Here is a 23,279-nt window from a genome sequence, read left to right as displayed (position 1 = left end):
TTATGCGTTATGAGGTCCGACGTTTTGATACAGTTTGGCCATGTTGTGCGCATGCTCATCGTATGCGGCTTCAAACAACTCCGCCGCGCGGGCATCTCCGATAATCTTGCCGCTGCTGAGCACTTTCGGCGTCTTTCCATTTTGCTGAAGGATGTTGGCCACTTCGGCCTTGACTGTGTTGATCAGCAAAACTCCCCCCAGTGTAGATCCAGGAGCTACCGGCGTCTCCATCCCATCCACATAGATCATCGCGTCACCCAAAGGAGCGCCAGTGTCGAGGATGAAGTCTGAGAAGTCAGTCAATTTCTTACCGTCGGCTCTTTTGGAAGTGCTTCCTTCGAGGTGCTTGCTGCTGACCAAAGCCACCACACTAACCTTGCGCTTTTGCAGTTCCTCGGCCATTTCAATCGGCACGACATTGCAGCCGCTGGAGGAAATAATCAACGCCGTATCTTCTTTAGCGATGTCAAAATTCCTCAAGATTCGCTGCGCAAAGCCCGGCACATTCTCCAAAAACATGGCTTGCCGCTGTCCATTGCTACCCACGACCAGATTGTGAAAAGAAAGTGACAGCTCCACGATGGGATTGAATCCCGGAAAAGAACCATACCTCGGCCACATTTCCTCGACCATAATCCGACTGTGGCCGGAACCAAAAAGGTGTACCATACGGCCTTTTAGGATGGATTCAGCAAAGAGCTGGGCGACCTGCTGGATCATCGATTCCTGTGCTTCGACGATGTCGATGATCTCCCGGCCTTTTTGTAAGTATTCTCTAGTATAGCTCATTTCAGATTGTTGTTTTGTGTGATTTGACAAACAAAGCCGCGCCGATTGCTCCCGCATATCCCCCGTAATTGGCCTCCACAATCGGGATGGACTTCCCGTCAGGCGACCATTCATATAGTCCCATAAACTCCTGCAATGGTTTAAATAATAGGTTTCCTGCTCCACTGCTGATGCCTCCGCCGAGCACGATCAACTCTGGAGAAAAAGAATTAATCAACGAAGCCAATCCGGTGGCCAGTTTCTGAATGGAGGAAAGCCACCAAAAACTCGCCAAGACATGTCCCTCTACATGGGCTTTTACCAGTTCTTTGACCGATTGGTATTTGCCATTCGTCCGCTCAGCTATCGAGAAATTGCCCACGGCATATTCCAGACTGCCAACCATATTGGTCATCGTTTTGACACCAGAGTGATCCACCACCGTATGTCCAAAATGTCCAGCTCGCTGCATAGCGCCCTGGTACAATTTTCCGTTGATGATCACGCCGCCACCGACCCCTGTACCTAAGGTAAGCACCAGCATATTTTGGACTCCCCTACTTTTGTAAAACGACTCGTACTCAGCCAAGCAGGCCGAATGACCGTCGTTCAAAACGACAATATCCCGGTTCAATTCCTTCGACCAATCCAGGCCTTCGATGCCCTGAAGCCGCTCGGGCATGTGGAGAATCTTGCTATTGGATGAATCCGCTAATCCTGGTGCAGAGATACCACAGCGCAGTTTGGTAAGATTGCCTCCGGCAAATTCCTGTGTTTTTTGGGCAATAGTTTCAATGATTTTTTCCTTCCAAGCCAAACCCGAGAATTCTGAATCATGGGTAGGATAATCGTTTTGCTCGAGCAAATCACCAGCCCCATTGAGCACGACCAGCTTGATCCGAGTGCCGCCGATGTCAATTCCTAGATAATGTGTCTCCATCCGCCTTTATTGATATTGTCCCTCACTGATCGCCCAACCCCCATCGACTGCAAGAACCTGACCTGTGATGAAGTTGGAATCGGGTGCCAACAGCATCAAGACCGCATTTACGATATCCACAGGTCTGCCCGGACGACCGCCGTCGAGCGGTTGCTTGGATTTAAGAAAATGCTTGATGTGCTGATCCTCCATTGCCCGCTGCGCCATCGGTGTCTCAAAAAGACTAGGCGCGATGACGTTAACACAAATATTATTGCTGGCATAATAGCTCGCGATTGACTTCGAAAAGCCGATGACCGCAGACTTTGCGGCAGCATACGCATGGGTGACGAAGTATTTGGAAGATGGGGAAAAGCCCAGGACAGATCCCATATTCAGGATCATGCCCGATTTCTTTTGTTGCAAAAAATACCGCACCATCGCCTGATTTGAAAGCATCATCCCAGTCAGATTTATTTCAAAAGTCTTGTTCCAGCCATCCAGCGTCATTTCGTGCAAGGGCCCATCGCCGAATTTTCTACCACTTCCCCCCGCGACATGAAATAATCCGGTGATGCTTCCAAACTTGTCGTGAGCCTGCAGAATCGCTTTTTCAATTGTGACAGGATCTGTTGCATCACCCGCAAGAACGACGGCAATTGTTCCCAATTTTTGCTTCGCCAGAGGCATACTTTCATCGTCTCGGCCGACAACCACCAGGTTGGCTCCGTGCTTTTGCAAAGCTAGAGCAGCTGCCAATCCCATTCCGGAAGTGCCGCCCATGATGATGTAGCTTGTATTTGTGAAATCCATGGTGCTAAGCTTCAATGGTAAAATCGTCGGTATTGCAATAGGCGAAAGAATAGACATAGAAACCCTCACGGTTGGTGGTCAGCTTTCGGATAATCTCCAAGATCGGAGCGCCTACGGCCAATTGAAGCGAATTCGCCAATTCCACGGTGGCAGGTATTGCCCGAAATTTTTGTACCACTCCGGTCATCTCGATGTCGTGGTTCACGATCAGCGTGTCAAAAAGAGATTGGTTGATAAAGTTATTTTCGCAAAAGCCGGGGAGATTGTGGTTGGCCAGAAAGGTGTTTTCCATCATGATGCCTTTGTCTCCCGCCTTTCGGATTCGGCTCAGGAAGATGGCCCCCGCCTCCATCTCCGTTTCGCCCAGCGGCCAGTAGAAATCAGCGTCCCAGGGAAGTAAAATAGGTGTTTGAAGAAAAACCGTATCTATCTGGCGTTCTTTTCCTTTCATTATCTCGGTGAAACCCTTGATCGAAAGCAGCTCGATGCTTTTTCGCTTCAACTTCACGATACTTCCTTTGCCTTTTTGGCGCTCAATCAGGCCCTCGGACTCGAGGTTGCTCAGCGCATTTCTCACCGTCATCCTAGCGATGCCATAGTGCGCGCAAAGCTCATTTTCTGAAGGAAGCATATCGCCCACGCGATACTTTCCCTCAATGATCGATCGTCGAAGCTCCTTTTGAACGGTGATGTATCTGGCTGTTTCTTTCATCAATTGCTATAAAATTCAGTATGTTTTTGACCTATGTTTTTTCTGCCAAGGATTGAAGTTCCCCTTAGATTAAGGAGGTCAGGGGGCAGATTGTGGCCGGATTATGTCCGGCTCAGTAATTCATGAGAATCTGGTTTCAACCCGTTATCCGTGGCTTACCCTTTGATGCAACTCACCAGAGACTTTATGCTTCAGGATCAGCTTCATGTCTCCGTTTGGAAGTTTTTCTTCCTTGATCAGAAAGTGATCCGCATCGTAGGAAGCCTTCTCATTCGCATAAGTCACGCCTTCGTCACCACGCCAATCCTCCAAAACAACGGGCTCCCAAAGCTTGGTTTTGGCGCTTTTATACGCCGCATCCAAGATCGCATTGACCACATACCCGTCATAGAACGTCTCCAGTGGTTCACGCTTTTCTTCCAAAGCTGAAAACATGTCAGTAAACATATTCGGGTAGCCCAACTCGTGCGCTTCGTCGCCGACCGGGAAAAGCCACCCTTTGTCGACTTCTGCTTTTTCGGCCACATACCCTCCGCCACCGCCTGTGGTGAAGGTCTCAAAACCAGTTCTCAGGAAGTTGTTTATCCAGATCGTGCCCTCTGTCCCCATCACTTCGTCGCGCAGATCCATGCCGCCGCGGAAGCACCAACTCACTTCAAACTGACTGATGGCGCCGTTGGCATATTTGATCAGGCCTATCGCGTGATCCTCCGCATCGATGGGATGCACCTGAGTCGCAGCCCAGCAGCTCACTTCAATTGGCTTAACATGTTTGCCAATGTAGTTTCGGCCGATCTCGATGCAGTGACAGGCGAGGTCGATCATTGCTCCACCACCGGATTTTTCCTTATCCCAAAACCAATCGCTGTGCGGGCCAGGGTGCGTCTCCCGGGATTTTGTCCAGAGGATTCGGCCCAAAGCACCCGCTTTGATACTCTCCATGGACTTGAGAAATTTGGGTGTGTAGCAGAGATCTTCCAAGTATCCCGCGAAAATCCCTGCTTCCTCGACCTGGTTGAGCATTCGCTTGGCCTCTGCTCCAGTCCTCCCCAAAGGCTTGGTACAGAGAACGTGTTTTTTGGCTTTTGCGCAAGCCGCTACTGCTTCCCCGTGCAGGTGATTGGGCAGGGAAATCAGCACCACATCGACCGAAGGATGATTGATCGCCTCGGCCATGTCATCGGTGAAATCCTCAAAACCATAATCGCTAGCAAAGCGCTGCGCATTGGCTTTGTTTCGAGAGTAAACCATCGTCACGCGGTCGATGCGACGCTGAGCATGGAGTGAAGTGGCATAAAATCGGGCGATAAATCCCGATCCTAACATGGCTATTTTCATGATTATTTTGGGTTTAAGTGTTTCTAATATCTACCAACCGAATACCTTATTGACAAATTGTCGGCTCATCTTCCAGTCTTCTCTGAGCGGATTACTTGGGGTAAAATTGTTGGGAAATGCTAACTCAATCGCTGCTTGCCCTTGGAAATTTTGCTTCTGAAGTGCGTCGGCTATTGCCGAGAAATCCGTCGAGCCCTGCCCTACATATTCTGTCCAATCACCATTTTCATATTGATCGCGAATGTGCAGATAGACGATCTGCCTGCCATATGTCTCGATGAACTCCACCGGATCCACTCCCCCACGGATAAGCCAATTTATATCTGGCCCGAGCTTCAAGTCAGGCAGCCTGGCCAGGGTTCCTTTCAGGTCGTGAAGGTCGTTTTCGACTTCGTAGGTATGGTTATGTAGATTGGCCTCAATGCCATGATCGGCACACATCTTCACCAACACTTGGAGGATTTTGGCCTGAGCGTCGAGTTCCGCTTCGGTCTTAGCTCTGCCAGCCCCGCCGACGGACACCCCGAAAGTAGTACCACCTACTTCGGCTAACCGAGGCACGACCAAAGCCAAGTCCTCTGAGATTTTTTGAAACTGACTCGCATCCCACATGTTGAATCCAACACCATAGGAGGACCCCGACACGGCAATGTTGTACTGTTTGGCGTATTTCTTCAATCTGGCCACGCCGTCGGCAGGTCTGAGGATAGACTCCATCAGCTCGATGCCGTCCAGGCCTGCATAGCACATGTCCGAAAACACCGTCTCCAGCACGGGTGACGCGTCCCAGTTGGGCGGGAACTTACTGGCATACACCCAGAGGTGTCCGTTGACTTTTACCTTTTCGAAATTGAAGGATGCTGCATTCGCCAATTCCGACAGCAGAAATGCACCAGAAGTGGCTAGAAAGGACTTTTGGATAAAATCTCTCCGACTCGACTGATGAGATTTGGTCATGGGATAATTGGGTTTGAATGTTAATTCTGATGCCAAGTTAAAAATTTAACTTGTATAGACAAGTTATCAAAAAAGTTTTATATTTCGATTGCTTAAATAAAACCCAACAATAATCTATACAAGAATGGAACGAAGAAATTTTCTGGCTGCCTTACCTCTATTAATGAGTGTTGACTATAAAAACTTAAGATTTAAAGAAACTCCAATCTCAAGTAATGGCTATAACTGGACTACATTCTATAGACGAGAAGGCAAGGTTTGGGGGGCAGAATGGGGGCAGGACATGAAATTGTATGCGCAAACCGGCTTAAAGGCTTTCGAACCTGGAATCGAAAATATTGAAATGCTGAAGAAGTTGATACCTGCGATGCAAGACATCCAAATTGCTCTGCCTTCGCTCTATACAAATTCGGTTCTGCACGAAGAAGCGGAAGTACGCAGCTCTATCCAATCTATCTTGGCTATCGCAGAGACCGCAGTAGAATATGGCTGTGACATTATCGTCACCAATCCAAGTCCGATCGACTGGAACAACCCAAAGAACAAGACAGACGCACAATTGGTGACTCAGTCCAAAGCGATGAATCAATTGGGAAAAGAACTAAAGGATAGAGGAATTAAACTTGCCTACCATACGCATGATATGGAGCTGAAAGCAGGGGCCCGCGAAATCCATCATACCCTGCAAAACACCGATCCTGATTACGTGGGATTTTGCTTTGATACTCATTGGGTTTACAGAGGGTCGGACAACTCCCAACTCCCAGTTTTTGATATTCTGAAAATGTACGCTGACCGAATCATCGAACTTCATCTCCGTCAATCTGCCGGAGGGATCTGGAAGGAGACCTTTACCGCAGCTGGCGATATCGACTACACCGAGTTTTTTGCGAAGCTAAAAGAGACAAAACACAAACCACTGCTGGTCATTGAGCAATGCCTCGAGCAAAATTCACCCAATTCACTGGACGTAGTTACAGCTCATAAAATGGATCTGGAGGCTGTCAGTAAGTTAATCGCATAAGGAGTACTAGGCAAGTTTTCGGAGAAACAACGCCGCAACCGCAAACTGAAGCCCGGGTCTCGCAGCAACCCTCACCGTCACGGAAATTGAAGAGCTAAAGCAGGGGAAAAAATCCTTCATGCCCTACCCATTAGATTTGGGGATGAGTACCCAGGAACTCCCTGATATTTCAGGATATCTGCCGGGATTGCATTAGTCTGATTTTGCTCCGAAATTGCCCCGTTAATCCGATGAATGAACAAGTAAACAAATACCCAATCTATCTTAACCCTTCAAAAAATGAAAATTATCCGAACGCTAAGCCTCCCCATGAGCGCTTTGCTCCTGCTATCCTGCTCAGCCAATGACCAAGCTAAAACTGAGAAAGTATCCACTGAAATCCAGTCTGAAGAATGGACTATGCTGTCCGAAGACAGCACCCTGGCGCAGTGGGAAATGTACGAGGGCAACGAAATCAGAGGCTGGAAATGGGAAAATGGCGAGCTACAAGCTTCCGGAGCCGGATGGGATGCAGGCGAAGATCTGATCACTAAGCAATCCTACAGCAATTTCGAGCTGAACTTGGAATGGAAGATCGCAGAAGCAAACAGCTCTGGGATCTTTTACCTAGTCGAAAAATCGGACAGCATACCTATCTATGAAAGTGCACCAGAATACCAGGTATTGGATGACAAAGGCTGGCCGACCGAGATGAAACCCAACCAACTCACCGCCGGCAGCTATGCAATGTATGCCCCTGAAGGCGCTGAAGTGAAGCCGGTCGGCGAATGGAATACTACAAAAATCATAGTGCACTACCCGCATGTCGAGCACTGGTTGAATGGTAAAAAAGTTGTGGAATATGAATTTGGAAGTGAAGACTGGACAGCTCGCAAAGCTGCTGATAAATGGGCGGAAGTTCCTGGCTATGGCCTTGCAACATCAGGACATATCGGTTTGCAAAACGCCGGTTTAGTGACTTACAGAAATGTAAAGATCAAGGAATTGTAAGTCGCCCTTAGTGCCCTTGGCTTTAAAACGAAACAGCCACATTTGCCAGCAAGTGTGGCTGTTTCGATTTGGTGTTGAAACGTGAACTTTCACTTTCCTATCCGTGCTATAATTGCAAGGTGCATCCTCCGTCAAAAAAGTCCGCACCAAGCGATTGTTTATGCTAGGCTGGATAGCGTCAATTTTCTGTGATTGGGAATCAGGACAGCGCATTGACTTATTTTGAATGGCGGATTGCCTCCCAAAACTATTCTTCGGCCGTCATTTCCTCCTCCATTGACTGCACATCCACACTGACTTTCATCTCCTGTTCGCTGCCACTATATACGATTCCTTTCAGCGGTGTTACGTCGGCAAAGTCTCTTCCGACCGCCACACGAATGTGCTTGTCATTGACCAGCAGATTGTTGGTCGCATCAAACTCCACCCAATCATGACCTGGAATATACACTGCAATCCAAGCATGGGAAGCGTCAGAACCCACCAACTTTGGCTTACCGGGAGGAGGCAATGTCTCTATATACCCACTTACGTACCTGCCGGCCAAACCGAGTATCCGGAGACAAGCGAGGGAGAAATGTGCAAAATCCTGACAAACGCCCTTTTTATGTTCGAATACCTTTTGCAAGGGTGTACTAATGTCGGTGAACCCCGGCGTAAAGGCAAAGTCCCTGAAGATACGCGTATTCAGATCCAGCATCGCTTCCATGATTGGTCGATTTTCTGTAAACGATTTCACTGCATAGTCACGAATTCCACTGATAAATGGGACGTGATCTGACTCCAAATAGTATTGTCGAATCTCGCTGGAAGCGTCTGTGGAATGAAGCCACTTTGCTACCTTCTCCCACGGCAAAGTTGACTTTGGGTCGACCGAAATCCAAGCTGGTTCAGAGAGCTCAAGGACGCTTTTTGAGGCCACGGTAAGCTTTCTGTGCAGCCGCTCTACGGAAAAGTATAGGTAATTATTTCCGAAGAAATCGGTTCGGTTTACTTCAAAACTCGGCTTTGGTACAATCTCACAGGAATAGTCCTTCACCTGTTGGAATGGATGATCTTTCGGGATCTGAAACATCAGGTTGTGGCATAATGTCGCCGGAACCTCATACTTGTATTCGGTCACATGAATTACTTGATACTTCATATTTCAGGAATTACAGAAGTTTGCATCATTCGGTAGCTGCTGCCGGTATGACTGAAATATTTCTCGTAGACCACATCTGACGTATCCTGAAGCAGTTCGATAATCTCGTCGAGAAAGCTGGTCAGGGCCGTAAATTCATGGCTTTCGGTATCCGCGGCAGAGAGTTTATCGATGTCGCAAAGCCTGATCTTGGTGATAGCCTCCAATAGTTTTTTGCGCTCAATGCTGAAAAGCTCCGCTTCATTGTTGACTGGAAGCGCCTTTAAATGATGATCAATTTCCAACAACTGAAAGATCAAAGATCGAGGGTTATCCTCGTGAAGCATCAGCAGCGAAAGTACTCCGTTCATCTCTAAATTTGAGCGATAGCGATAGCGATACGTCACTAAGCTTTCGTTGCAGCGAAGCGTATCCTCCATGAGTTCCTTATTTGATTCTGGATCAAAGTGTTTGCTCAGCATTCCTCGCAGGATGGTGCAGTTATTGACCGCAGACTCGATGAATCGACCGATATTCAACAGGTGCCAGGTTGGTTCCCTGGTCATGTTGTCGAGATTCAGTCCATAGAAAGCCATCAATTTTACCACCATATTATCTAGGCTATGGTAGGCTTGGGTCAAGGTGGTGACAGATTTTCGCATCCGAGTAAGCTCTTCGGAGATGCTGTCGAGAATTCTCCAGGTGTCCAGGCTCAATCTATCTCTGACGGCGTAGGCATTGGCGAGGAAGGACTGAACCGAAAAGGCCAAGCTGCCGGATTTTTTGATATCGTGTACCAAAGCCAACAATTCGGGTTCCGGATTTTTCAAGATGTCTTTTTCAGTAAAACCCGGAAAAGTACAGGTCATAGTCGTCAGTGTCTGGAGTAGCGTATTCAATACCGGATTCTCCTGAATGTGAATATCCTCGTCCGCCTCATTGTAGGACAGCAGCGTCATGCGCATCAGACGGACCGTATAAGCCGATCGCTCAAGGTACCTGCCCAGCCAAAAAAGACGCTCCCCTGTTCTACTCGGCAGTACGTTGTGTACCAAAGGTTGTATTCTGACGGGCTTGATAGGCGACGCGCCGGGTTCTTTTAATTTGCCGAGTACCCAAGTATCCTTGCTGATTCCCCCGGTTTGATTGGAAACCAGAAACGCCCCTTGCTCTGAGGAGCTTCTAGACAATCCGCCCGGCATGACGGTATAATCCTTGTTTTCCGAATCTGCCACTACGTAGCTTCTGAAGACCGCATTTCGCGCTTCCAGTTTTCCATTGATCCAGGAGGGTGTGGTAGAAAACTCCACCATCTCCTGACCTACATACAGAAATGGACTACGGCGGATTTCCCGCTTCAAATTTTCCAATTCAGCTTTAGAAAGATCCCCTCCAAACACTGACTTATGGTTGGTGCCACGATAGATATTCCTAATCACCAGAGATTCCATGCGTTCAAAAACATACGTCATCTCCGAAGGCTGACCACACCACCATGTCGCTACGGATGGAATAGCCAAATCTTCGCCCAGCAAATGCTTACTTAGCTTAGGAAGGAACGCCATCAATCCAGGATTTTCCAAGACGCGGGAACCCAACGGATTGATTACCAACACCTTCCGTTGCCTCACCGCCTCCATGAGTCCTACTACGCCGAGGTGCGAATCATTTCTGAACTCCAAAGGGTCACAAAAAACATCATCCACCCGACGGATGATCACATCAACTTTTTCCAGACCCTTGATGGTTTTTAGCCAAACATAGCCATCGCTGACAGTGAGATCCTCCCCGAATGCCAACGTAAAACCCATAAATGAAGAAATATAGGCGTGCTCGAAAAACGTCTCATTCGTAGGGCCGGGTGAAAGCAAGACCACCCTAGGATTTTCCTTGTTGTTCTTGGTGAGGTTACTGAGGGTGTTTTTGAACGTCTGATAGTACGAAGTGATCTTGCGAACATGATTTTCCCGGATCAGATCGGGGAAAACCCGCGTCATTGCAGCTCTGTTTTCAAACGTATAGCCCGATCCTGAAGGCGCATCGGTCCGATCGTGAAGTACCCACATCTTCCCATCGGGGCCTCTCGCCAAATCGGAGGAATACTGAATCAACTGCTGATCACCGTCTAACTTGACATTGTGGGCTTGCCGAAGAAAACCCTTGTGATTGTACACCAGTTCAAAGGGAATCAAGCCCTCTTTGATCAAAGTTTGAGAACCGTATAAGTCACTTAATATCAGATTCAACAAGTTGGTACGCTGAACCAATCCTTTTTCAATGGCCTCCCATTCTTCGCTGTTGAATACCATGGGAACAGGATCCAAAATCCAAGGCCGGTTCATGCCGTTGGGGTCGCCATAGACATTGTAGGTCACGCCGTTTTCACGCAGCTGTCTGCCGACTTCGTCATGAAACTGCCCCAATCGCTCCTTGCCGATTTGTTCGTAATATCTGGCTAATCTCTCCCAGTGGGGTTGAATTTTGCCTTGGTCCGTCGCCATTTCATCCAGAAACGGCGCATTGTTAAACATCTTCTCGATTAGATAAGACTCTATCATGCCGCAATATTCAGGACAAGACTCTTGAAATTATATTCTTTCATCGTTTTTTATACCGACGGAGATCCATCGTAAAGGGGAATTCTGGGTTTATGATCTCAGCCGTAGCTTCGTAGTTAGTTTGTGCTTCTGTTTTGACGATATATCGCCCCGATTGTTTCTCGTCGGGAGCAGTTTGTACTGTTGGATTTGGAGTACTTGCCGGAGTGATGGTGTGTCCAAAGTCGAAAAACCTGGATATCCTTCGCGCTTCTGCTTCATTTGCATTGATTGGGAAGTTATCATAGCTCCTGCCTCCGGGGTGAACGACGTGGTATTGACAGGCCGCTATCGACTTTCTAGTCCAGGTATCATACAGGTCAATCACCAAAGGCGTATCAATCCCGATGGTTGGATGCAGGGCAGAAAAGGGTTGCCACGCGCGATAGCGAATTCCCGCCACATACTCTCCCTGCACACCGGTATTCTTCAGCGGTATTCTATACCCATTGCACAGCAAGTGATACCGTGAGTCCGTCAATCCGGTGATCTTCACCTGCAATCTTTCCAATGACGAATCTACGTACCGCGCAGTTCCGGAACTGGAAATCTCCTCTCCCAACACATGCCATGGCTCAATTGCCATCTTCATATCGATATGAATGTCATCCGCTTGCAATTCTCCAATGAAAGGAAAACGAAAAGAGAAGTATGGATCAAACCAGGACAAATCAAAATCATATCCTGCGCCTTTCAGATCGTTTACCACTTCTAGCATGTCCTTTTCGCAGTAGTGCGGCAGCAGGAATTTGTCGTGCAGCGAGGTTCCCCATCGGACAAGTTTATGTGTATACGGTTTCTTCCAAAACCAACTCATCAAGGCCCGAATCAGCAGCAGCTGCACCATACTCATACGGTAATGCGGCGGCATATCAAAGCCTCGAAACTCCAAAATACCCAGGCGTCCGCTGCTGGAATCCGGCGAGTAGAGCTTGTCGATGCAAAACTCCGCCCGGTGGGTATTTCCGGTGATGTCGACCAGCAGGTTTCTGAAAATCCGGTCTACCATCCAGAAAGGAATTTCGTTTTCGTTGCCGCTCGGAATCTGCTGAAATGCCAGTTCCAGTTCATAGAGCATATCGTCTCTTCCCTCGTCAACCCGCGGTGCCTGACTTGTCGGTCCTATAAATTGAGTCGAAAACAAATAAGACAAGGCCGGGTGATGCTGCCAATAGGTAATAAAACTCCTCAGCACATCGGGTCTCCTAAGCAACGGGCTGTTTTCGGGAGAAGATCCCCCAAGCGTAATGTGATTGCCCCCGCCTGTACCGGTGTGTTTGCCGTCGACGTTGAATTTTTCACTGGTGAGCCTAGACTCCCGGGCTTTGTCGTAGAGAACGCCATAATTATGTGTGATCTCTTTCCAGGTTTTTGCCGGCTGCACGTTCACCTCGATCACTCCAGGGTCGGGCGTGATCATCATCTTTTCGATCCGCTTGTCTGAAGGTGGGTCGTAGCCCTCGATCAAAATAGGAACTTTAAGCTTCTGTGCGGCACTTTCTACTGCGCCTACAAGATCCAAGTAGTGCTCAATAAAGGACACCGGCGGCAAAAAGACAAACAGTTTTCCCTCTCTGATCTCCACAACGAGCGTAGTCTTGAAAATCCGCTTCGAATTAATCGGCTTCAACTTTTCCCGCTTTCCTCTTTTTCCAGAAGGAAGTGCAGCAACCTCTGCAAACAAATCAGTCTCTGGCTTGATCGGTTCGTCTTTTGGAGGGGTATATTCGATCGAGTCCAGCGGCAATCGCAAACCTGCAGGAGAATTCCCCGGCACGAGATATAATTCCTTGGCGCGGAATTTCCATCGGCAGCTTTGCCACCTGTTTTGGTCGTACTCCCATTCTAGGGGTAGTGCATACCCAACAGGTTTTCCGAGGCCTTTTTTGAGAATTGTCGCAAGTTTCTGCCGCTCCAGCGAAGACTTGAGATTGAGTTTTGTCGGATTGACGTTGATTGGAACTTTGCTTTCCTGCCAAATGAAATAAAAAGGATCCTCGTAGAGTGGAGCAATATTGATCGGATCGACGTTCAGTTCTTTGACCAGCCGAGTCACAAAACTCTTTGATCGACGATGGGTCAGTTTATAGTCTTTGGACAAATCAGCCATCAAGGCATCATTATTCCACATGGGCACGCCGTCCTTTCTCCAGAAGCAAGCCAACTTCCACCTAGGAAGTGGTTCGCCAGGATACCATTTCCCCTGTCCGTATTGCATCAGTGCACCGTTACCAAACTCCCCTTTGAGTTTGTGAAAAAGCGTGTTGGAAAGGCTTCGCTTGTGCTCGCCGTCTGCGTCTGTGTTCCATTCCGGTGAATCTTGATTGTCAATCGACACAAAAGTAGGCTCGCCTCCCATGGTCAATCGCACGTCATTCGCTTCCAGATCTTCATCTACACGGTCTCCCACCGCCAGGATTTTCTCCCATTGTTCATCAGAATAAGGCTTGGTCACCCGGGGAGTTTCTTCGATACGGGTTACTTCATTTTTGAAGAAAAACTCAGTCTCCGTAGGCTCAGACATACCTGAAATCGGCGCGGCATCCTGCGGACTCGGAGTACACGCTAAAGGAATATGGCCTTCCCCGGCAAACAAACCGGAAGTCGAATCCAAGCCTATCCAGCCAGCTCCCGGCACATAGACTTCTGTCCAAGCGTGTAGATCTGTAAAATCCTCCTCAGGGCCTGACGGTCCATCGAGAGACTTTTCGTCAGACTTCAACTGCACCAAATAGCCTGAGGCAAACCTCGAAGCCAGCCCCACGTGGCGCAGCACCTGCACCATCAGCCAGGCAAAATCGCGGCAGGAGCCCGAACCCAGTGTGAGTGATTCCTCGCTGGATTGCACACCCGGCTCCATGCGCAGGTTGTATTTCAGCTCACTATGAATCAGCTGATTGATGGCCACCAGGTAGTCTACAGTGATGATATCTTTTGTGATGCATGCCTTTGCTTTGGCAACCAAAGCCATCAATTTCGGTCCGGATTCGGTGATTTCCAGGTAGGGTCCCAGTTGCTTTTGCACACTTTCGTCGTAGGCAAACGGAAACTTATCGGCGTATTCTTCCACAAAAAAATCAAAAGGATTGATCACGACCATATCGGCGATCACTTCTACATCAATCTCAAAAAACTTTACTTTTTCCGGAAAAACAATCCTAGCCAAGTAGTTGCCAAAAGGATCTTGCTGCCAGTTGATGAAGTGGTTTTCCGGTTTGATATTCAGAGAATAGCCCTTGACGTGTGTACGGGAATGAGGCGCGGGACGCAGCCGAACAACCTGTGGACTAAGACTAATGTGACGATCATACTCGTACTTGGTGTAGTGCCTTACAGCAACTTTGATAGACATAGGTTTGGCAGGTTTTCGAAGAAAGAAAAAGGTCAAGTCTACATACTCCGGAATGCGATTTCACAATCCAACTTGGGCTATTTGGGCGATTCTAAGGCAAGTAATTTAATCGAAAATAGAAATTTCAAACTATATTAAGGTAAAAATAAATCTCGGTGAGAGAAAACGAATTTGGAAACCAAGACCCCGTCTTTACTTGCCTCCGTGGATTAAAGTCCGGCATTTGGTGCAAGACCCACGGGAAAACACCTTATCTAAAGCACGTTGTGGTCAATAGTCCAATTCTCCCGAATCTATGCACGACTATACGGACTGATTTCCCAGAGGAAAGGAGTTTGCTAATCCCTTAAAATCAAAATATCAGCGCCATGCCCAACTATGAACCCACACTCGTCGAAATTCTTGAAGGTCTTCGAAAAGAAGGTTACACTGAAGATTTCAATATTCGGTTTGATAGCTTGATCTGTGACAACGCCTGCCTCCTGCCGTCGCAGTTTGAGGTGGACAAAGTCTTCAGATTCGAAGGGAATACCAACCCTTCGGACGAAGCGATTCTCTACGCGATTTCCTCTAATTCAGGAGATATAAAAGGTGTTTTGGTCAATTCCTATGGAGTTTATGCAGACCAGCTGACCGGGGAGCTTGCCGACAAGTTGAAATAGCCCCTGGCGGTATCTAGCTTTTGGAAGTTTAAAATATCCTTCGTCGAAGGCTACTGGGTTGCGAAGCAAGAGTGCAGACAATCACCGATTTTTTTTCAAATAAGATCCCCCACAGCCAAAGCAGGGTCCTCGTACCTTGATTTTCGGTTTTTTGGATAAATTCGAACCTTGCCAAAAACCTAAACAAACACCCACTTGTTTCAACTTGTCACCCACAAGAACGGTTTTGGTTTCTTTCCTAAGCAGTCCCAAAACAGCATTCCGGAAAAATCACAAATCCTTGGGGCAATTCCCCCACCAAAACCCCTCCGTTTTTATCGTCTTCTGGCTTTCATCCTCTTGCTGCTTGCCAACTTCGATCTACTTGCCCAAACCACCCCCCAACTCAAAAAAACATCCGAGGCAGTTGATAGCGTCCTTGTCCGAAATGTGCAATTGCTGAGCCTGGAAGACACGGTGAACCTGCGGGTGAGCTTGATCATCCTTGATAAAAAGCTGGAACTGGTCACCCGCGATGACATCAAATCCGCTCCGGGAGCCAAGGTGTATGATGGCAAAGGAGGGTTTCTCATGGGCAGAGTAGCTATCGGCGAGGCACCGAGTTTTGTGGTGCTGAAGGAAAACCCACGGGAAAACTTTGACATCTTCCTCAACACCAAGGACTATGTAATCTTCGCAATGGAAGAAGGGTTGATCGTCACCAACATCCTTTCACAGGTCAAACTGGAGACAGAAGAAGAGGCGGTAGCGGAAGAAGAAGAAACCAAGGAAAGAGAACAGAGCAGGAGATTTGCTTGGACTTCCTACAATCCCCCTCCTATGGCAGTGCCCTTCAACTACTATTCTTCGCGAAAATGGAATCGGTTTGAAACCAAGTACATCTCGGGGCTTTTCAACGGTATCATCGCCTTGGATCGCATGAACTGGTTATCTCAGAATGAAAACAGCAGAACACAGGTCGGCGAATTGGAAAACAGCTCGCTGGGAGAGATTCGGGCGATCAGATTTGGGCTCATTGGTACGCTGAACTTCAAGCGTCCATGGGTCTATACCGTTTTTGTCACCAACAACACCTTTGACCGCGACTATACCGACGACGGCAACAAGATGACACTGTACGACTTGCGTCTGGATATTCCCCTACCATCTGGAGTCACCCTGAGTGTGGGGAAGCAAAAAGAACCCATTTCAATGAGCCGCCTCACCACGCTCGTGTTTCTGCCTATGCAAGAGCGACAGGCCGCTGAGGATGCTTTTCTCCCGGCGCGAAACTGGGGTACGGTGCTCAACGGCAGCTATCTCAAGGGCCGAGGTACCTGGGCGGCAGGTCTATTTAAGAATTTTGTCGACAGCGACACTTCCTTCCGGGACACCCCAATACAATTGACTGGGCGAGTGACGGCAATTCCTTTTTTGACCGATGATCAAAGCAACCTGTTGCACATCGGACTTGGATTGCGGTACTCAGATGCCAAGCAGCCTGTGGTGGCCAAGACCGAGTCGGAGTTTTACCTCTCCCCGATCTTTGTCCAAACACCGCAAATGAACGTCGACAATTTTTTCACCAAGGACTTTGAGCTCTACTGGCGCAAAGGTCCCGTACTTGTCGGGGGTGAATACATCACGAACCGGATCAATGCGCCAGACCTCGGCGATCCAACCATGTACGGATTCAATGTCGGAGGTACATGGGCTGTAACCGGTGAGATGCGTCCCTACCGTAAGCGAAGTGGGATATTCGATCCCCTACCGGTGTCCAAGCCTGTAGGACAGGGTGGCACGGGTGCCTTGGAACTGGCCGTTCGCTACTCACTCATCGATCTCAATGAGACAGAAGTTCAGGGTGGTCAGATGCGCACTACCTCCGCGGGACTGACCTGGTGGCCGTCTCCCAGGGTGCAGGTTGGGGCCAACTACCGATTTGTCACGCTGGACCGAGATGAAATTGTAGGAAAAAGCTCAGGAATGAACGTCCGCCTGATGTTGATCCTGGATTGATTTCTTCCCCAAAGCACCGTTTTGAAAAGACATGGAAACGAAGTGAATTTCTCTACCGTCGAACCACCTTTTTACTTGAATAAGGCTTCCAGTATCTTGTAGGTGATGAGGTAGGTAGGCCGTACTCCATCCATCCCCAAGGCTCCGGATGCCAGTGTGCTGCCGGTCTCCAGTGGATTATCTGAGGCGTAGTAGGCATAGAGTACTTTCACATTGGATCGGATGCTCCCCCTGATCTTGGAGGCGGATTGGATGGCTTTCTGGTAGTGGGCTCCTTCCATTTCCAAACCGATGGCTTTCCAGGAGGACTCCATGAAGTAGGTCAGGATGTCCCGGTTTTGAAGGGATGTACCCAATACAGTGATCATCGACCCGTCATAGACCCCCAAACCATAGCCTTCGAAGTCGGACTTTTTCAGCTCGTTGCGAAAAGGATAATTGTCAGCAGTGCCTTCGAAAACATGCGAATTCGGAACCATCAGATCGCCCTTGCCTCCATGGAGAATACCGGCCTTACCCATGATCGAGGTAGATATCACGTTGAGATTGTGTTTTTTTCCATTCCGGGTGTATGCCTTCAGCAATTCGTCAAAACACTCATAAGCCTGCTCTCCGAAGGCATAGTCCATCACCACAAAGACAGGTCGTTTTTCTTTCTCCTCCGGCAGCTCGATTCCCGGGATCAGTGTATTCTTTTCCAACCAAGCCGTGTCTATGATCTGCGCACCGATATTTGTCCCGGACTCATCAGGCAGGTCCGTGAATCCATGCTGAAAGGCATATTCACGAATTGCTTTTCCAGGATTGCCTTTCCCCTTGACCGAAATGTCCATCGCCACCGATTCGATCGCTTCGAAAGAATTCAAGCCCAGCGCCTGATGGCCATAGATCGTATTGACGACCGAATGTAGGTTGGCAGAGATGATATGGATGGGACGCTTGATCAAATCCAGATTCATCAGCGTGTCCTTGATGCGATCCGCCCAAAGCTCCCCATAGACGTGATGCCCTACCCGCTCTCGGAGGGTAGCAGAAAAGCTGATTTCCCGATCCAAGCCATGGTTTGCCTCGTCCAGCGCCAACTTGCCCAAGTGATAGACCACAGAGACCAGACTGTTGGAGTTGGAGCTTCTGGAGAATTTCCCTACCGCATCTACCGTCTCCTCAAAGGTCCGCCCAATGATGTGGCTCAGATACGCACTTGCCGTCTCCTTGTCAAACTCCTCTCCCGCCGCTTCCTTTTTTACAAACTCCTCCAGCATCGTCCAGTTGGAGGAGATTCTCCCCTTGGGATCGGTACTGTTTTTATAGATCTTTTGGGACTCTATATAGAGAAAGGTCAGGTGGGTCAGGATATCGTAGATGTCGGATCGGCCCCGGGTCATCTCCACGTACATGATCTGATCGTCCAGCCGATAGCAGTTGCGCTTCCGCTTGGAAGGGATCAAGGGTTTGAGATGCGAAGTTTCAAAGCCCTCCCGGCTCACCAGTCTCACGAAGCGGCACTCCTCTATACCCTGTGGCAGGCGCTCCATCACATAGAGCAAGCCATCCAGTTCGAGTTTCTCCGGATCCGTCACCGAGCCGTAGATCTCTGGACTGAGCGTCATCAGCGCGTTGACCAGGCCATCACCCGAGATCCCCATCGGCTTGTAGTTGCCCCTGTTAAAAAGATGGCGCATGGTGATATACAATCGCTCGATGGCTCCTCTGGACTCGTGTGCTCTGGTTCGTTTCATAGATTGGAAAAGGTTAAATTCAGCAAAAATAGGTCTTTTTGGACAAAAAAGGCAGAATCCCTCCCCTCAAAAATGCATAAAAGCCTTTGATGGAGTAAGCACCGTCGATTAATTCTTTGTTATCAACTGCTGCGTCAGCTGAATACCAAAAGCATAGCGTATCGGGAAGTCCTCGGTCAGATTTACAGCCGCACCCACTTCGAGCTGGTTCTTTTGGTGGATTCTTTGAAATACGAATCCTACGGACGATCTATCCCCGGACCTCCAGCTCATACTCGCTCACGTGCGACAAGCTCGTCAGTTTCAGAATAATAGCCTAAGACAGTGTTGGCTTGGAAAAGACGGCAAGAATCCGAAGGCAAGGCATTGGAATTTGTAGTAGCTGCGTAAGGGAGGAGGCAATTGCTCATGGCAAAAGAGCTTTCGGTAATCTATCACCCCCCCTAGTACAGAATCTTATACTATTAAATGACTATCCTCTTTTACGCCAGTAGCTACACGTGCCGTCCAAATCAAGGGTACACTCCCGCTTTACCGATCTTTCGCTCTTCTACCATCGGTTTTCCGACCCGACTGGGAAAACGTATTTGATGTATGCAAGATTGCGGATATACATGTATTTCAATCACCCTGCTCAATGAGCTTTCTTGACTCGGTAAGAAAAATACTTCTTCAACTTGTCCACCTTTGGCTTGACCACAAACTGGCAATAGGGCTGCGAACCATTCAGGTTAAAGTATTCCTGATGGTAGTCCTCCGCTGGGTAAAAATTGCTGAACGCAGTAATTTCAGTGACGATCGGGGAATCAAACACCCCGGACCGATCCAGTTCCGCTTTCATTTGCTCGGCTGTTTCTTTTTGCTTTTCATTGAAGTAAAATATCGCCGAACGGTACTGAGGACCGGAATCCCCACCCTGTCGGTTGAGCGTAGTCGGATCGTGAGTCGCCCAGAAAACCTCCAACAGACTTTCCAAGCTTACTTTCTTCGGATCAAAATACACATGGATCACTTCTGCATGTCCCGTGGTCCCCGTACAAATCTGTTTGTAGCTGGGAGATTCAACGATACCTCCAGCGTAACCAGAGACCACTTTCTCTACTCCTTCCAGTCGCTGAAAGACCGCCTCAGTACACCAGAAGCATCCTGCTCCCAGGCTGATCAATTCCAATCCCTCGGGGATTTCCACTGGCGTTTGGGGAAGATTCTTTTCGTTGTTCATAGCGAGATTTTTTGGGCTAACAAGTGCCAGGCTATTTTGGTTTAGCAAATAAGATAATCAAGCGCTGATCCACAGTTTCTTTCTGATTTTCGTTCGGAATGAGGTCGATCAAGTTTTCCTGATGCATCTCCTTCATTACGACTCGAATGTCCTCGGTGAAAAGCTCCCAATCCTGGGGAAACATTTGCTTTAAGACGTCGCTTGGACGAACTGCCCGCCCGTGTCTCCTCCTGCAAAAGTCAAGAATCGCGGTGCGAAGAACCTCCATGGCAGGGGATTTAGTGGCAGATCATCACAAAGGCCGGCGGCAAATTCCTAAAAGTAAACTTAACCTCCATGTGGGAAAAGAATTTTTTGAAAAGCTTCTTAAGATGATAAGAATAAGTCATAATGACCATTTTTCCTTTGGGCGCAAGCGCATCTCTACTCTTGATGAGTATCTTATCGGTGACTAATTTAGGTAAAATGATAAAAGGGAGAGACGAGACGATGTAATCGGCTTTTCTGCCGCCGAGATATTTGTCGATGTTTTCCGCAGAATCACAGATGATCTTAATATTGGCTTGAGGAAACTGTTTTCTCATCGAGTGACAAAAAGACTGGTTGATCTCGAAGATGAGCAACTCCCCCTCAGGAGACAGTCGCTCGATAATGCCTTGCGAAATGCTTCCATCTCCCCCGCCCAGTTCGACGATCAGCTTTGCGTGCTCTATGTCGGTGTAGGTGAGCATTTTATTCACCAGCGCCTTAGAGCTAAAGGTAAGTGCTCCGGTTGTACTCAAATTGGAGTAGAGCTCCAATAACAAATTCGATTTACTCATAAAGTGAAAATGACCGTGGAAGATACCCGATTTTGACTTAATTTTCGATCACGCGTCAAAAACTTACCAGCATACTATGGCCCTAAAGGCTGAAATCCGTTCGACTTTACCCCTTCGTCTACAGACAATCTTTAGAAATTTTTGGGGCATGTCCTTGGTTTTTATGGGGTTGATGATCCTTTCCCGAATTTTTGAAATCATCTTGGTCTTTCGTACTCACGTACTGGATTTTTCCCCTTGGGAAGTGTTTGGATTTAGTTTGTTTCGTGATTTGGGATGGGTACTTTATTTTTTGGGACTGCTATTTATACTCCATTTCATTCTTAGTCTTTTTTCCTCCAAAATCGCCAGGATCCTGCTCCAGGTGACATTAACCGTTTTTATCCTACTCCACCTGGGGCTGGTTTTTTATTTTATGAAAACACTGGTTCCGCTGGGAAAGGATCTTTTTGCCTACAGTTCCGCTGACTTGTTCCGTACAATTTCAGCTTCAGGCCAGCTCAATTCAATAACTATAGGTCTAATGTCGATCCTGGTGCTTTTCATTTTCGGACTGCTGTTTCTAGGAACTCGATTTTTCAACTTTCGATTGAAAACTCTCCTGATCATGACATCGGTTCATTTCGCAGCGCTCCTGGTGGTTACCTTTTGGCCATCTAAGAGGGATTCAGAGGTGAATGAAACGAGAAATAATATACAGCTAAACAAGTCCCGCTTTTTGGCAGAGCAAGCGTTTGAGCACGTGATGTATGGAGGAGAATTTTACTTTGATTTTTATCTCCGAGGCACCAACGAAGACCTACAGGTCCAAAAGGAATATACCAATGATGAATATCCCTTTCTGCATAAAAATGACTACCCGGATGTATTGAGCCCTTTTTTCGACAGTTTAACTCAGGCGCCTGACATCGTCTTTCTATTGATGGAGAGCTTCGGCAAAGCCTATTCTGGAAAGGACGCTTATCTGGGAAGCTTCACTCCCTTCTTAGACTCTCTGGAGCAGCACAGTCTGGTCTGGACCAACGCGCTGTCGTCTACCGGTAGGACTTTCGGCTTGCTTCCGGCAGTTTTCGGAGGACTTCCTTTCGGTGAAAAGGGGTTTCTTGAATTGAATCAGGAATATCCCTATCACAATTCACTACTGAGTGTCTTGAGAGAAAACGGCTATGAGACCCGGTTTTTTATCGGAACCGATTCTAATTTTGACAATGAAGCGGGTTTCCTCAACTACCAGGGAATGGATCAGATCATCGATGAGTCCAGCTTCCCCGCACATTTTATAAAAGCTCCTACCAACAGCGGATTCTCTTGGGGATACACGGACAAGGATCTAATGACCTACGGGATTGAAACACTGCCGGTACCAAGAAATGCTCCACAGGTGAGGATATTCCAGACACTGACCTCCCATGATCCCTATCTAGTGCCGGAAAGAGAAGCCTATCAACAAAAGTTGATGGATCACCTAAGGAAGTACCTTCAACTAGGGTCAGATCAAATACAGGAGCACCTTGCCTACGAAGACATCTACATGACAGTATTGTACGCAGATGACGCTGTCAAATTGTTTTTCGAGGAATATAGGAAGCGGCCGGAGTTTGCCAATACCATCTTCGTCATCACAGGAGATCACCGGCTTCCCGAGATCCCCATGGCATCGAGACTGGATCGTTTTCATGTTCCCTTGATGATCTATTCCCCAATGCTCAAGCGCGGAGATTATTTCAAGGGAGTGACCAGCCATTATGAAATCACGCCTTCTCTCCTTGCGCTGCTTGAAAACCAAAAATTGCTTACCCTTCCAGAGGAAGTTATCTGGCAGGGACAAGTGTTGGACACCGCCCGAAATTTCCAATCTCTGATCGCCATGCCGCTGATGAGAAACAAGAACCAATTGATGGAATACATTCACGGAGAATACTTCCTCTCTGATGGACAGGTTTTCCTGATCTCTGACGGCCTGAATATCGATCCGATCGACGATGGGAATGTTTTAAATCAGCTGAATGGGGAGTTTGAGGAATTCAAAAACAAAAACAGCTACATGGTTCAGACCGGCAAACTGCTACCGGTAAAAAGTAGTCAGTAAGCCTTATTCTTTGTTCGATTAGCGACACTTTTTCAAATCCGTATTAACCCACTCCCATTGATTCTGTGAGTTCAAAATGGGAATTCAATACCACAACTCATTTCCAAAAACAGAATAGGTATAGGAATACAAAATCCTTGAGGAACTAATAATAA

Annotated in this window: 19 protein-coding genes; 5 read left to right on the top strand and 14 right to left on the bottom strand. The window is 47.9% G+C overall.

The features are described from left to right. From ABD031_RS00320 to ABD031_RS00295, 6 genes are all read right to left on the bottom strand, one after another. Window positions 1–789, bottom strand: coding sequence for a sugar isomerase domain-containing protein (locus ABD031_RS00320; RefSeq protein ID WP_343847784.1), 789 nt, complete (start codon window positions 787–789; stop codon window positions 1–3). Between the two features lies 1 nt (window position 790). Beyond that, window positions 791–1,708, bottom strand: a complete 918-nt coding sequence (locus tag ABD031_RS00315; protein WP_343847783.1) for an ROK family protein — start codon at window positions 1,706–1,708, stop codon at window positions 791–793. Between the two features lie 6 nt (window positions 1,709–1,714). After that, window positions 1,715–2,500, bottom strand: a complete 786-nt coding sequence (locus ABD031_RS00310) for an SDR family NAD(P)-dependent oxidoreductase (RefSeq protein ID WP_343847782.1) — start codon at window positions 2,498–2,500, stop codon at window positions 1,715–1,717. A gap of 4 nt (window positions 2,501–2,504) precedes the next feature. Next, entirely contained in the window at window positions 2,505–3,212 is a 708-nt protein-coding gene (locus tag ABD031_RS00305) for a GntR family transcriptional regulator (RefSeq protein WP_343847781.1), read from the bottom strand. A gap of 144 nt (window positions 3,213–3,356) precedes the next feature. Then, window positions 3,357–4,550: a Gfo/Idh/MocA family protein gene (locus tag ABD031_RS00300; protein ID WP_343847780.1), complete on the bottom strand. Its 1,194-nt coding sequence runs from the start codon at window positions 4,548–4,550 to the stop codon at window positions 3,357–3,359. 30 nt (window positions 4,551–4,580) lie between these two features. Then, complete coding sequence (locus ABD031_RS00295; protein WP_343847779.1) at window positions 4,581–5,507, bottom strand: sugar phosphate isomerase/epimerase family protein; 927 nt, start codon at window positions 5,505–5,507, stop codon at window positions 4,581–4,583. 163 nt (window positions 5,508–5,670) lie between these two features. Here ABD031_RS00295 and ABD031_RS00290 point away from each other — a divergent pair, with 163 nt between their 5' ends. Both ABD031_RS00290 and ABD031_RS00285 read left to right on the top strand, forming a co-directional pair. Continuing rightward, window positions 5,671–6,531 carry a sugar phosphate isomerase/epimerase family protein gene (locus ABD031_RS00290; RefSeq protein ID WP_343847778.1) on the top strand — a complete coding sequence of 287 codons (861 nt, stop codon included), beginning with the start codon at window positions 5,671–5,673 and terminating at the stop codon, window positions 6,529–6,531. Between the two features lie 279 nt (window positions 6,532–6,810). Next, on the top strand, window positions 6,811–7,521 hold the full coding sequence (locus ABD031_RS00285; RefSeq protein WP_343847777.1) for a 3-keto-disaccharide hydrolase: 711 nt from the start codon (window positions 6,811–6,813) through the stop codon (window positions 7,519–7,521). A gap of 247 nt (window positions 7,522–7,768) precedes the next feature. Here ABD031_RS00285 and ABD031_RS00280 read toward each other — a convergent pair whose 3' ends face one another. The 3 genes from ABD031_RS00280 to ABD031_RS00270 are packed head-to-tail and all read right to left on the bottom strand — an operon-like array spanning window position 7,769 to window position 14,593. After that, window positions 7,769–8,665, bottom strand: a complete 897-nt coding sequence (locus tag ABD031_RS00280; protein ID WP_343847776.1) for a transglutaminase family protein — start codon at window positions 8,663–8,665, stop codon at window positions 7,769–7,771. Beyond that, the gene (locus ABD031_RS00275; protein ID WP_343847775.1) at window positions 8,662–11,202 is read right to left on the bottom strand and encodes a circularly permuted type 2 ATP-grasp protein; all 2,541 of its coding nucleotides are present in this window, start codon (window positions 11,200–11,202) and stop codon (window positions 8,662–8,664) included. Before ABD031_RS00275 ends, ABD031_RS00280 begins: the two co-directional genes overlap by 4 nt. 40 nt (window positions 11,203–11,242) lie before the next feature. Further along, the gene (locus ABD031_RS00270; protein WP_343847774.1) at window positions 11,243–14,593 is read right to left on the bottom strand and encodes a transglutaminase family protein; all 3,351 of its coding nucleotides are present in this window, start codon (window positions 14,591–14,593) and stop codon (window positions 11,243–11,245) included. A gap of 368 nt (window positions 14,594–14,961) precedes the next feature. Between ABD031_RS00270 and ABD031_RS00265 the strand changes: the two genes are divergently transcribed. Both ABD031_RS00265 and ABD031_RS00260 read left to right on the top strand, forming a co-directional pair. Further along, window positions 14,962–15,255: a phosphoribosylpyrophosphate synthetase gene (locus ABD031_RS00265; RefSeq protein ID WP_343847773.1), complete on the top strand. Its 294-nt coding sequence runs from the start codon at window positions 14,962–14,964 to the stop codon at window positions 15,253–15,255. 195 nt (window positions 15,256–15,450) lie between these two features. Continuing rightward, window positions 15,451–17,253: an OprO/OprP family phosphate-selective porin gene (locus ABD031_RS00260; RefSeq protein ID WP_343847772.1), complete on the top strand. Its 1,803-nt coding sequence runs from the start codon at window positions 15,451–15,453 to the stop codon at window positions 17,251–17,253. A 71-nt stretch (window positions 17,254–17,324) separates the two neighbouring features. On the opposite strand, the gene ABD031_RS00255 is transcribed toward ABD031_RS00260, so the two are convergent. The 5 genes from ABD031_RS00255 to ABD031_RS00235 all read right to left on the bottom strand — a co-directional run bounded on the left by ABD031_RS00255 (window position 17,325) and on the right by ABD031_RS00235 (window position 21,035). Further along, window positions 17,325–18,992 (bottom strand): DUF6909 family protein, encoded by a 1,668-nt coding sequence (locus ABD031_RS00255; protein ID WP_343847771.1) that lies wholly within the window; start codon window positions 18,990–18,992, stop codon window positions 17,325–17,327. A 269-nt stretch (window positions 18,993–19,261) separates the two neighbouring features. Then, window positions 19,262–19,402, bottom strand: coding sequence for a hypothetical protein (locus ABD031_RS00250; RefSeq protein WP_343847770.1), 141 nt, complete (start codon window positions 19,400–19,402; stop codon window positions 19,262–19,264). Between the two features lie 224 nt (window positions 19,403–19,626). Then, window positions 19,627–20,214 carry a peptide-methionine (S)-S-oxide reductase MsrA gene (gene msrA / locus ABD031_RS00245; protein ID WP_343847769.1) on the bottom strand — a complete coding sequence of 196 codons (588 nt, stop codon included), beginning with the start codon at window positions 20,212–20,214 and terminating at the stop codon, window positions 19,627–19,629. Window positions 20,215–20,245: 31 nt separating this feature from the next. Continuing rightward, the gene (locus tag ABD031_RS00240; RefSeq protein ID WP_343847768.1) at window positions 20,246–20,482 is read right to left on the bottom strand and encodes a hypothetical protein; all 237 of its coding nucleotides are present in this window, start codon (window positions 20,480–20,482) and stop codon (window positions 20,246–20,248) included. Window positions 20,483–20,492: 10 nt separating this feature from the next. Then, complete coding sequence (locus tag ABD031_RS00235; RefSeq protein ID WP_343847767.1) at window positions 20,493–21,035, bottom strand: class I SAM-dependent methyltransferase; 543 nt, start codon at window positions 21,033–21,035, stop codon at window positions 20,493–20,495. Between the two features lie 148 nt (window positions 21,036–21,183). Here ABD031_RS00235 and ABD031_RS00230 point away from each other — a divergent pair, with 148 nt between their 5' ends. After that, the gene (locus ABD031_RS00230) at window positions 21,184–23,124 is read left to right on the top strand and encodes an LTA synthase family protein (protein WP_343847766.1); all 1,941 of its coding nucleotides are present in this window, start codon (window positions 21,184–21,186) and stop codon (window positions 23,122–23,124) included. Window positions 23,125–23,279: the final 155 nt, after the last annotated feature.

Origin of the sequence: Algoriphagus jejuensis (genome assembly GCF_039523455.1) — a bacterium.
Classification (GTDB): Bacteria; Bacteroidota; Bacteroidia; order Cytophagales; family Cyclobacteriaceae; genus Algoriphagus; species Algoriphagus jejuensis.
Note: the sequence above shows the minus strand (reverse complement) of the source record. Positions and strands in the feature narration are given on the sequence as shown.

Excerpts from the sequence above, each read along its gene's own strand:
- ABD031_RS00320 (WP_343847784.1), bottom strand. The coding sequence starts at position 789 with ATGAGCTATACTAGAGAATACTTACAAAAAGGCCGGGAGATCATCGAC.
- ABD031_RS00315 (WP_343847783.1), bottom strand. The coding sequence starts at position 1,708 with ATGGAGACACATTATCTAGGAATTGACATCGGCGGCACTCGGATCAAG.
- ABD031_RS00310 (WP_343847782.1), bottom strand. The coding sequence starts at position 2,500 with ATGGATTTCACAAATACAAGCTACATCATCATGGGCGGCACTTCCGGA.
- ABD031_RS00305 (WP_343847781.1), bottom strand. The coding sequence starts at position 3,212 with ATGAAAGAAACAGCCAGATACATCACCGTTCAAAAGGAGCTTCGACGA.
- ABD031_RS00300 (WP_343847780.1), bottom strand. The coding sequence starts at position 4,550 with ATGAAAATAGCCATGTTAGGATCGGGATTTATCGCCCGATTTTATGCC.
- ABD031_RS00295 (WP_343847779.1), bottom strand. The coding sequence starts at position 5,507 with ATGACCAAATCTCATCAGTCGAGTCGGAGAGATTTTATCCAAAAGTCC.
- ABD031_RS00290 (WP_343847778.1), top strand. The coding sequence starts at position 5,671 with ATGAGTGTTGACTATAAAAACTTAAGATTTAAAGAAACTCCAATCTCA.
- ABD031_RS00285 (WP_343847777.1), top strand. The coding sequence starts at position 6,811 with ATGAAAATTATCCGAACGCTAAGCCTCCCCATGAGCGCTTTGCTCCTG.
- ABD031_RS00280 (WP_343847776.1), bottom strand. The coding sequence starts at position 8,665 with ATGAAGTATCAAGTAATTCATGTGACCGAATACAAGTATGAGGTTCCG.
- ABD031_RS00275 (WP_343847775.1), bottom strand. The coding sequence starts at position 11,202 with ATGATAGAGTCTTATCTAATCGAGAAGATGTTTAACAATGCGCCGTTT.
- ABD031_RS00270 (WP_343847774.1), bottom strand. The coding sequence starts at position 14,593 with ATGTCTATCAAAGTTGCTGTAAGGCACTACACCAAGTACGAGTATGAT.
- ABD031_RS00265 (WP_343847773.1), top strand. The coding sequence starts at position 14,962 with ATGCCCAACTATGAACCCACACTCGTCGAAATTCTTGAAGGTCTTCGA.
- ABD031_RS00255 (WP_343847771.1), bottom strand. The coding sequence starts at position 18,992 with ATGAAACGAACCAGAGCACACGAGTCCAGAGGAGCCATCGAGCGATTG.
- ABD031_RS00250 (WP_343847770.1), bottom strand. The coding sequence starts at position 19,402 with ATGAGCAATTGCCTCCTCCCTTACGCAGCTACTACAAATTCCAATGCC.
- msrA (WP_343847769.1), bottom strand. The coding sequence starts at position 20,214 with ATGAACAACGAAAAGAATCTTCCCCAAACGCCAGTGGAAATCCCCGAG.
- ABD031_RS00240 (WP_343847768.1), bottom strand. The coding sequence starts at position 20,482 with ATGGAGGTTCTTCGCACCGCGATTCTTGACTTTTGCAGGAGGAGACAC.
- ABD031_RS00235 (WP_343847767.1), bottom strand. The coding sequence starts at position 21,035 with ATGAGTAAATCGAATTTGTTATTGGAGCTCTACTCCAATTTGAGTACA.
- ABD031_RS00230 (WP_343847766.1), top strand. The coding sequence starts at position 21,184 with ATGTCCTTGGTTTTTATGGGGTTGATGATCCTTTCCCGAATTTTTGAA.